The organism is Moraxella porci DSM 25326, assembly GCF_002014855.1.
GTDB lineage: Bacteria > Pseudomonadota > Gammaproteobacteria > Pseudomonadales > Moraxellaceae > Moraxella > Moraxella porci.
Window position 1 is genome coordinate 263,094 of the sequence record NZ_MUYV01000005.1, and the last position, 11,431, is coordinate 274,524.

General features: G+C 43.4%; 5 protein-coding genes and 2 pseudogenes. 6 read left to right on the forward strand and 1 reads right to left on the reverse strand.

Annotated features, from left to right (window positions below):
* The first annotated feature begins 58 nt into the window (after positions 1 to 58).
* From B0681_RS05430 to B0681_RS05445, 4 genes and pseudogenes are all read left to right on the forward strand, one after another.
* Complete coding sequence (locus B0681_RS05430; RefSeq protein WP_078317724.1) at positions 59 to 7,762, forward strand: two-partner secretion domain-containing protein; 7,704 nt, start codon at positions 59 to 61, stop codon at positions 7,760 to 7,762.
* Positions 7,763 to 7,773: 11 nt separating this feature from the next.
* A complete protein-coding gene (locus B0681_RS05435) occupies positions 7,774 to 8,286 on the forward strand; it encodes a hypothetical protein (RefSeq protein ID WP_078317725.1) in 513 nt (170 codons plus the stop codon).
* A gap of 33 nt (positions 8,287 to 8,319) precedes the next feature.
* A pseudogene (locus B0681_RS10615) lies at positions 8,320 to 8,502 on the forward strand (ribonuclease domain-containing protein); the annotation flags it as partial.
* Positions 8,499 to 8,915 (forward strand): hypothetical protein, encoded by a 417-nt coding sequence (locus B0681_RS05445; RefSeq protein WP_078317726.1) that lies wholly within the window; start codon positions 8,499 to 8,501, stop codon positions 8,913 to 8,915. The pseudogene B0681_RS10615 and the gene B0681_RS05445, both read left to right, overlap by 4 nt.
* Positions 8,916 to 8,970: 55 nt before the next feature.
* On the opposite strand, the pseudogene B0681_RS05450 reads toward B0681_RS05445, so the two are convergent.
* A pseudogene (locus tag B0681_RS05450) lies at positions 8,971 to 9,165 on the reverse strand (IS110 family transposase); the annotation flags it as partial.
* Between B0681_RS05450 and B0681_RS05455 the strand changes: the two are divergent.
* On the forward strand, positions 9,159 to 10,898 hold the full coding sequence (locus tag B0681_RS05455; protein ID WP_078317727.1) for a hypothetical protein: 1,740 nt from the start codon (positions 9,159 to 9,161) through the stop codon (positions 10,896 to 10,898). The pseudogene B0681_RS05450 and the gene B0681_RS05455 overlap by 7 nt on opposite strands.
* Before the next feature lie 48 nt (positions 10,899 to 10,946).
* A partial coding sequence (locus B0681_RS05460) for a hypothetical protein (protein ID WP_211271507.1) occupies positions 10,947 to 11,431 on the forward strand: 485 nt, incomplete at its 3' end.

Genomic DNA, 11,431 nt, shown 5'->3' on the forward strand with positions numbered 1-11,431 from the left:
AGCTGGCAGATGCGTTGGATGATTAAGAGTAGAATCTGGTTGTATAAGTGGGTGTATTATGAACCGTTTTTGTTATCGTGTGATCTTTAGTAAAAGTCTAGGAAGACTTGTGGTGGTTTCTGAAAAGACAAGATCGCAAGGCAAATCTGACAACCCTAGCATGGGTGGTAGCACGACATCATCATCTGGATGGGGCTTAGGCTTAAAAACTCTTTCATTATCGCTTCTTCTTAGCCTAGGCTTGACGGCCCATGCCAACACCCCCACCACCATCATTGCAGATAAATCCGCCGATAAAGCCTTACAGCCGATTGTATTAAATACCGCAAGTGGTGTTGTGTCTGTTAATATCGCCACCCCCAATGCTCGTGGCTTATCCAATAACCATTACAGCCAGTTTGATGTTGGCAGTACAGGTGCTGTATTAAATAACAACCGTAAAGCAGTTAATACCCAAATTGCAGGCTTTGTGGCGGCTAACCCCTATATGGCTCGTGGGGAAGCTTCTACCATCTTAAACCAGGTTAATTCCAATAACCCAAGCCATTTGAATGGCTTTATTGAAGTGGCAGGTAAAAAGGCGGATGTGATTATCGCAAACCCATCAGGCTTGGTGGTCAATGGTGCTGGGTTTATTAATGCTGGCAATGTGCATCTGGCAGCAGCAAATAGCCAGGTCAATCAAGGGCAAGTGACAGGTTATGAAGTTGGCACAGGCCATATTGCCACCCATGGCAAATTAAACCTACAAGGCACAGATTATGCCGCACTCATTGCCAAAGCTGTGCAGATTAATGATGAAATCTATGCAGGGGATAAGCTGGATGTCATTACAGGTGAAAATCAGGTCAGCCTACAAGATGGCAACTTCAATCAGTTATCAGCCGTTCATCAAAACAATGGTGTCAGCAGTACAAGCCAGCAAGGTGTCGCTCTTGATATTTCATCATTAGGCGGGATGTATGCAGGTAAAATCCATCTGATTGGCACAGACAAGGGCTTTGGGGTGAATAACCAAGGGGTCATCACAGCAACTGGCAATGGACAACAACTTGGTGCTGGTACACTCACCTTGGATAGTCAAGGCAATCTTGTTAATACTGGTAAAATCCTAGCCAAAGATGCTGTCACCATCAACACCCATGATAACACCGCTCAAAACGACGGCACCTTGTTAAGCGAACAGGCTGATATTGCCATCAATACTGCAAGTCTTAATAACACAGGCATCATTCACAGCACCCAAACTGCCAAGATTGCAGCCAAAGAAGCGATTGAAAACCTTGGCAGTGTCTATGGCGGTGTTTTGCAAGTGGATACGGGTAAGCTTACCAACACTGGCCAGCTTATCCAAACTGGTACAGGCAAGCTTGATATCACCACCGATACACTGATCAACACTAATAAAGCAGTTATCGGTCAAAGCCTGTATGGACAAACCAGTATCCCTGCACCTTCTACCCCAAGTAGTGATCAAAGTGCTGGCAGTATCAGCAGTGAGCCAACAGATAATACAGTAACCAACCCACAACCACCTGCTTTAAGTGACTCTGGTGCAAACACTCAAACCAAACCCATCCCAACTGCTCGTGGTCATATCACTGCCACGAGCAGTATTCACAACACAGGCGATCAAGCATTCATCACCGCCACAGGTGATATTGGTATCAGTGCTGATAAAACCAGTAACACCAAGCAAGCATCGATTGATGCCGCCACTTTAAACACCAATACTCTTGTCAATACCGATAGTAAAATCGCCTTAGATGAGATCAACTGGCAATTAACTCGCTTTGACAACAGTCAAGGTAGTATCACTGCCAGAAATGGCATGGTGATTGATAGTGAATCTGCCATCATCAACACGGGTGGTAGCCTAACAAGTGGCACCGATATCACACTTATCGCCAAAGACAGTATTATCAATCAAGACGGCACCATTACCGCAGTCAAACAAGCAGATATCACTGCCAAAGAGTTACAAAACGGTGGCACCATCACGGCTGATACACTTACCATCACCCAACAAGCAGACTATACCCACACGGATCAAGATAAGCTTGTTGCCAATCGCCTAGCGTTTACAACAAGTGGCAAGCTGATTAACCAAAGCCAATTAACCGCCGATCAAGATTTGACACTGAATGCCAAGCATATTGATAACACGCAAGCAGGTATTATCAATAGCGGCAATCACACACAGATTACTAGCCAAACGGATATCACAAACCAAGGCTTAATTAATGGCGACACGACCATTGTTAAAGCCACAAACACCATCAACAACCTTGCTGGTGGTCGTATCTATGGCACACATCTTGCCATCCAAGCTGACACGCTGAATAATACGCCAACAAAAGCTGCCAACCAACAAACCAATCAAGAAAATGACCATCATACAAGCCCTGTGATTGCTGCTAGGCAGCGTCTGGATATCGGTGTCAACACCTTAAACAACAACCCCAACCCTGACAGAGCAGGCAAATTCAACGAAGATTTCGACAATCAAGCTTTAATCACAAGTCTTGGCAGTCTGCACATTGGCGGCAGTCTAGATGACAATCATCACGCCACAGGCAAAGCACAGACAGTTGTCAATAAAGGTGCGACGATTGAATCAGCAGGACAGATGCAGGTTAGCACCAAAACCTTGCTAAACACCAATGCTGACTTTAAAAAGCATACGGTTAAGGTGGAAGCAGAATCTGTTTATGGACAAACGCTTTACCGCGCTCACAAACAAGCGGACACCATCCCCACCGCCCAAAAAAGCACTGATGTTGCTGATTTGGGCAACAAGCCAATGGCGGGTTTATTTGACTGCCCTGAAGGTAGTGAGTGTATTGTCAATTATGATTATGACTCTACAATTTGGTCATACTTTAACATTGCAGCACCAGCTGAGCCTGCACCAGTCATTGCTGTCGAAAACCGCTTGGATGAGCCTGACTTGCCAAAGAATGAAACCGCTGAAAGTTGTGCGTTGGCAGAGGCAAGCAACCAAGCTTGTACACAGTATAATGAGGCATTAGCCAATTATACCAAGGCTATGGGTCCTTTAATAAAATGGGAAGCGGATAATGCCGCTGCCATTGAATCATTAGAGCTGGCTATTAGGGAATATAACCGTCAGTTTAACCAAAATAAAAGCGATGTTGATTTGGCGCTAAACATTTATACCACTGATGAAGCAAAGCTTGGACCAACCAGCCGTAAAGGCGCACCAGATGGCGCTTTGTATGTCAAAAATGCCAATGGTGACTTTTATCGCCTCACTGAAGAGGTGGATGTCATTACTACTGACTTTGTCGTCTATGAAGATAAAACCCTAGCTTCTGACCCAGCCCGTATGGTGGCAGGACAAAATCTTGTCATACATGGCGATACCTTAATTAATGATAAAAGCCAAATGAATGCAGGTGCAGGCTTTGCAGTGATTGGTGATACTGTCATTCAAACACCTGACAATGGCTTGTATGGTGAAAAAACCAAAGTCACAGAAAATGGTCGCTTTACCCGATATAGCGTATTTCCCTCGGGAATTAACCGCCACAAGCGCAGAGCAATTGGCGGTGGTAGCTTTACGCAATCCTTTGCACCACTAGCAACGTATGAGCTTCCCATCTTGAGCGCCACCATCAACAAAACCCCATCGGTCATGACAATTGACCAATCAGCCCTAGCCAGCGGTGATGTGGAGACGGTGCTTGCTGCCCTAAAAGCCAATCAAGCTGCCTTATCCCTTGATGCTCAGCAACAGCTATCAAAGCTACTTGCTGACAAAGAGCAAGGACACTCTGTTGATGAAGCAATCTTATCAGAGTTGACCAAAGCATTGTCTCAAAGCGTTGATGCTAAACCAGCCTCTGTGATAAGTGCAGACTTATCACAGCCGACCATCCCTAGTTTAGCTTTGTACATCATCAACGCTGACGACCCTAACTTACCGCTCATTCAAACTGACCCTGCGTTCACCGATTACAAACAGTGGCTATCGTCCGATTATATGCTAAAAGCACTACAATCAGACCCAAATCACATCCACAAACGCTTATCTGATGGTTATCGTGAACAAGAGCGCATTAAAGATCAGTATTATCTATTGACAGGCAGACATATCAACACCGATTACCGCAGTAACGAAGAAGCCTTTAAACAGTTGATGGATAATGGCATCACTCATGCCAAACAGTTTGGCTACACACTTGGCACCGCACTCACCGCCGAGCAGATGGCAAACTTAACCACTGACATCGTGTGGCTGGTCAAACAGTCCATCACCTACACCGTCAAAGACAAAGATGGCAATAGCATCACCAAAACCCAAGATGTTCTGGTACCCAAGCTGTATTTAAGATCTGCCAATATCGCTACAGGTGCGCTTACTCCTGATGGTAGATATGCTGCCATGTCTAGCAAAAGCATGGATATACAGCTGACTGGCAATTTGGATAACAATGGTAATATCATTGCCAAAGATACCGTAAACATCAATGCAAACAATGTCACCAATGACGGCGGTGTTTATGGTAACTTTGTCGCTGTCACAGCAGATAACACCATTGCCAATCATGGCACTATGTATGCAAACAGTGCCATGAGGCTTGATGCGGGCAACCAAATCATCAATGAAAGCCAAACAGCTACCCATCACAATAAACAAGGGCAAAGCGCTTCATCCAACACCGCCATTACACGCATCGCTACCATCCGTGTGGGCGATGGATTAAAAGACCAAACAGATGACAATGGCAATCCATTAACCACCCTAAATATCCAAGCGGGTAACTATGTCCTAAACAAAGCTGCCAACATACAAAATGAGGGTGGCAATACCCAAATCACTGCCCAAAACGGCATCAATATCACAACCCTTACCACAAGCAATCACATCAGTGCTGTCGCTGATCCCAATAACTACTTTAACCACAGCCAAAGCACCGATGTGGGTTCAACCATCACCAGTGCTGGCAACTTAACGATAGCTACAACAGGCAAAGGGGCTGGTATCAACATCCAAGGCTCGCATCTAAATGCCACTGGCACCACAGCACTGATTGCCACAGGCGATATCAGCATCACCGAAGGCCGTGCTACCCAAAGCCTGGACACTGCAAGTAAATTCACCGACAAAGGACTTGTTAGCAAAAAGACCACCCAAACTGCCTATCAGATGGATAGCAATACCAGTATTCAAAGTATGGTGGGTGGTGAAAATATTCTCATCAAATCAGGCGGCAATACACAGCTAACAGGTGTAGAGGCTAAGGCTACTGAAACAATCCGTATTGAAGCAGGTGGTCATCTAATCATGGATGCCGCCAAAGATACCCTATCTACCAAAACCAGTAGCAGTGAAAACAGCAAATGGATTGGTGCAACCGTTGATAAAGGTGACTATACTCACGCTCATGAGCAGGTGGATGCCATCACCACTACCTTGCAAGCCAAAAATATTGCAACTCAATCAACGGGTTCAACGCTACTAGAGGGTACGCAGTTTCATTATTCTGACAATGCGACTGTGGTTAGTGGTGGTAAGCTATACCTACAAGCCGCCATCTCAGGCACATCTGAGCATACCACCAGTAATGATAACTATGTCGTCTGGCAAAAGGCTGAAGATAGCGGCAGCATTAAGCAAACTGCCACACTACCAAGCTTTGTAGGCAATAACGAACCCACCATCATTGCCTTAGATGGCGTAGAGATACAAATCCCCATCTCTCAACAAGAGCAAAAGGCAGGTGTCACCCTACAAGAACAAATTGACACACTCATACAACAGCCTGAGTATAGCTATTTAAACCAGTTTATTGATAAACAAGACGCTACTTGGCAAGAGATTATCTTAGCAGAAGATAGCTGGGATTATGAACAAGAGGGATTGACGCCTGCAGCAGCGGCTTTAATTTCTATTGCAGTTGGTATTGCCACGAGTGGTGTTGGTGCAGGTTTGCTAGGCACAACAGGAGCGACTACCACGGCAATGGCAAATGCTGCCTTTAGCTCTCTTGCGTCTCAAGCTAGCGTTACTTTGATTAATAACAAAGGGAATGTTGCACAAACTCTAAAAGATCTGGGCAAATCTGATGCGGTTAAAAGTATGGCTCAAGCCGCCATTACCGCAGGTGTAACAGCAAGCCTAGACCAAATCATCGCCAATACAACCAATATTGACATTTCAGCCAGTGCAGGGTTTGATGACAAGCTGGCACGAGGGGTGATTCAGGGTACGGGTCATGCTCTAACAGAAAGCTTAATGCATGGCACAAGCCTGGAGGATAGTCTAAAAAACCATCTAACAAACCAATTGGTAGATGCTGCAGCTGCAAGCGTATATCAAAACGGTGTCAAGCCACTCAATAACAATGATACACAACATCTCTCCAATGCAGTTCATAAGCTTGCTGCAGGTCTAACAGGTTGTGTCGCTGCCAAAGCAAAAGACGAGTCTTGCGAGTCTGCCGCCGTTGGTGCCATCATCGGTGAAATGGTGGGTGACTGGATGGCTAATAAACATGAAGTCACCATGGATGATGGTGAAAAAATCCTTATCCTGAGTGACGAAGAGACACAAAAAATCTTAAACACCGCCAAACTCACCGCAGGCTCTGTAGCTCTACTGTATGGGTTTGATGTGGATACGGCAGTGGGGAGTGCTGAGGAGGCGGTGGAGAATAATGCTGTTTGGGCTGCCATTCCCGCAACCATCTTTGTATTAGGTAAGTTATATACCGCTTATCAAGTCTATCAAGACATACAAGATTTAAAATCAGGTAAAAAGACCGTTGAACAGCTAGCCCGAGAAAAAGGAGAGGATTATATCGCTCAAGCTATTGCGGGTAATATTGGCAAGTATGGCTATAAGATTGTTAAATCAGGCAGTCGTAGAATTGTTCAGGCTGTTAAGAAAACCTGCTCATTCCATGGCAGTACTCTCATTTCAACGGCGAACGGATACAAGCCAATCTCAACCATCAAGATTGGGGATTTTGTTTGGTCTCGTGATGAATATACGGGCAAATATAGCTACCAGCCTGTCACCAATTGGTATCACAATCAGTATCAAGAAACTGTGTATGTTACTATTGTTGATTCTCAAGGCAATGAGCAAATTCTGATTTCAAATGCCATTCACCCATTCTTTGCAAAAGCGCCTTATGATACAATAGTCCCCGTCTCATCGGAAGGTCATGATTATCAGGGTGAAATTGATCATGGTGTTTGGATAGATGCTAGCAATCTACAGGCAGGTTATCAATTATTATCCGAAGATGGTACATGGCAAACTGTCAAATCCGTCAGCATCGCCAAAGAGGCTCTCACTGCTTACAACCTAACCGTTGACAACACTCACACCTACTTTGTCTCAGCACAAAGTGGTAAGTATGGGGTGTGGGTGCATAATGATTGCTTTAACGGCATTAAATTACCTGTTTCGGGTGCTCGTGATATTTTATCCAAAGGTCCTCATTTACATACATCATATGGAGAGGTGATTATACAGGGAGTTGCGGGTACAGGCAAATTGAAGGTTAAATTATTTGGTAGCGGAGATTTAAATAAAGCCACGAAGCAAATCAAAGAGAATTGGAGCAACCCTGATTTTAGAATTGCATTCAGAGCTAGATTAATTGACATGAAAACAAACTTGCCAAACTTAACCACAGATCAAAGATATATTAGCAATACTACGGCTAATATTGACGCTGTAATAAAAGCGACAAAATCTTCTAAATTTCCCGAATTTATCCAATAAAGGTGGTTAAAATGATGGATATTTCAAATAATCCATATTTATTATTAGGAAAAACAAAAGAATATATTTTATATTTTATAAATGAACTTCAAATAGAGATTTATTGCTTTCCCGAAGACCAGAAACAAGATGGATTTAATATCATTCAGGCTGCTGGAATTCTGTTTTGGTTTGATTGTTTTGATGTATTATACTGCATCCAAGCAAAGTACCATGATGATTCTTTTAAAGAATCTCTATTCATTAGTCTGTATGATATCAAAATCAATCAAGAGGGTTATGCGGAAACGGTTATATCCTTTTTAAATACGCGAGGTGTTTTGCATTGGGAAAAGAGTATTTGCGATCAAGATATAGGAAAATATAGAATAATGGTATTTTTTACTAATGACCAAGTCAGTTATATTATAAATTATGATGAAACAAATACGATATCTGAATTTTCCATACAATATGATGGATATAGTGCTTATCAATACAAAAAAGGAATCGGTTTGGATGAATATTTGCATACCCAGCTGTAGCTTGTAGGCTGGGTTGGCGAAAATCGAAGCGGAGATTTACCTCGAACAACATCAAATGGTACTCGAATTACATATAAAGAGTATGACATACAAAACACTCGTGGCACAAACAATGCTGGCATTGACAGAATTGTCGTAGGTAGTGACGGTCGCATGTATTATACTGGTACACACTATGGCGATAACGGCGGCAAACCATTTGGAAGAATAAAATGATCCATTTTGTTACAAAAAACCAATTACCAAAAATGAAAAAAGCAATAAAGATTGATTTGTCCATCTGTGAAAGCAAAGAGGATGTCATATTGCTCATATCGAAAAAAATCAGAGGAAAAGACAGTCCTGATTTGGTGAGTGGTCGCAGTCTTGATGCCTTATTTGATGTCGTGTCTGATTTTTTCATGGAAAATTGGTTAACATGGGGTGATATTTGTATCTATGGTTGGGGTGATTTTTCTTTGCAACACCCAATGCTATCACAACAAATCCTAAGTTTAATTATGGATGCCTATATTTCGGGGATCTCATCCACGTTGAGATTAATTGAGTGGGGTGATATAAATTATCAAAGCAGCAATCTTTTATCGGCTGTAACAGAAAAAAAGCCTTTTATATATGTTGTGATTTAGCTCGTAGGCTCAGGTTAGTACAGTAGATACCATCTCCCAACCCCAAAGTCAAACCCTAAATTGCCTGAATTTGTGGTTGGTAGGGTTTTTGATGTTTAATGACACCAAAACAGATTTGTACAAGCTTACGCATGGCAGCACATAAAGCCTGCATCTTGCATTTGCCATGTTGTTGTAAGCGTTCGTACTGGTCTTTAATATCAGGATTGTATTGAGTAGCCACCACTGCTGCCATATACAGTTTTGCTTGGTGACACCTTCACCGCCAAAGGATTGCAAGGCGCCATCGGTAAGCTAAATATTGATAACCTCAATAAGCTCACCTTAACACATGGCACTACCACAAACACCACTCAAAACCAAAGCAGTACTAACACCACAGATGCTAGCATCAGTAGCACAGGTAGTGTATCAGCAGGTGTGGGCAGACAGCAAAGCCAATCTCACAGCAATACCACCACCGCCCATGACACCAAGCTTGTCCTAGGTGAGTTTAATGGATACGCCGAACAAACAACCTTGCACGGTGCTACCATCATCGCAGATGGTGGACACTACAGCACAGATGTGCTCAATGTCACCACCAGCCAAAATCATCAAACTCAGCGTGGTAGTAGCAAAGGTGGCAATATCGGTGTTGGCACAAGCAGTCTAAACCTAGGCTACAACGAGCAAAAGAGCCAAAGCGATATCACCACCAATAACGCTCCATCAGGCATCCTTTATGTCACGACAGGTACTGCTGGTAGCGCTCATAGCCTAACTGCCAATCATACCACTGTCACAGGTGGTATCATTGCTGCCATCAGTCAGGACGAACAAGGCAATCAAACCAACAGTCCAGTCAACTTCACCACAAACACCCTGACCACCCAAGACCTACTAGCCACCGAATACAGCCAAAACACAGGCTTTGGCATCAATGTGGGCCTGACACGCAAACAAGGTGATACCAAAGCATCTAGCATTGGTTTATCCGCCAATAACAGCGGACATGACAAACAAACCTTGACGCTTGCCACCATTGGCCAAGGCACTACTATCACAGATAGCATCATTCACAACAACCAAACCCAATCCACCACCGACATTGGTCAAACAGACATCAACACCGATGCCCTAAACACCCAAAAAGTCATCAAAGACCAAAAAACAGGCGGTCTAGATGTCAATACCACCATCGATACTAGAGTATTCACCAAAGAGGGTAGGGAGGAGATTAAAAAGGAGCAAGAGGAATTACCTACCAACACCAAAGCCGCCTTTGGTATGCTTGGCATTGCTGCAGGTGCAACCGCGGCAGGATTATTAGATGATAATGAAAACAGCGACCGCTCACACCTCCAAAAAGCCAAAGATAATCTAATCCAAGCTAGAAACAACGTCGTCACAGGAGCAGACAAATCTCAAGCCAACCTAAACGCTCATATAGACGCCATCACCGATGGAGACCTAACCGATGTCGCCCAAAACCAAGACATCCTAAATGAGCTCAACACACAGCTTACTCAAGGTACAACTGCCAAAGATACTCAGGTCTTTTTAACCGAAAACACCACCAATCCACAAGACGAATTTGTTCAAGGGCTTGCTAACCCCAGCAAAGGGCATACATACCTTGACATAGACCATCTCGGCAACACCCTGGAAACCCTAAACCACGAAATCGCCCACCATAATGGCTTAGGTGAAACTTCTGCCACCCATATGGGCAAACTTGGTAACTTTGCATATAATATTGGCATAAGTCTCAATCAAGAGGATATCAACACCCGTAGACAAGCCATTACGCCAACCACTCAAACTCTGCAAAATCTAAGCACCAATGAACAGCTTGCTTATCACACAAACAACCAAGCAATCTTGGATGGGAATAAGGAGCAGCTAGAGGGAGAGATGGAGAGTGATGGGTTTTGGAGTAAAGATTATAAACTAGGGAAAGGCTACCCTAAGCTAAAATATGATGCTGGTGCTGGAGAATGAGGTAGTGAACAAGCATCATTTGAAGTATATAGGGATTATAGTATAGCCATGGGCGTAGCCCTGAATTCCCCTGTATATCCAGATGCAACCGCTGCATTAAGACACTATTTGGCAAACTCTGGGGAAAATTATCAAATAGATCTTGAAGGCTTGATGAAAGATAGTGGTATTGCCCCGATTGTTCAAAAGGAAATTAACGAGGCTCAATTATTTATTGAAGAAAATTTGACTTCAAAAGGAGTGATAGATTTCCATTCTACAGGAGCAAGTGGAGCTACTGCTGATAGTAGAAATTGGTACTATGCTACTGGTGGTGTATTGCTGTATGGTGGAGGTCGTGCAACACATGATGGTAAGGGTAATTATTCAATGGATTTTAACCTAATGTCTTTTGATAGATATAATTGGGATGGTAATAAGCAGACTTTAATACTGGATCGCTTTGTAATAACAGACGATCAATTGGGAGCCATGCATAGGGCTGGTATAGCAAAAGAATATAATATGTATGGAGCTGTACCTTTAACAATTAC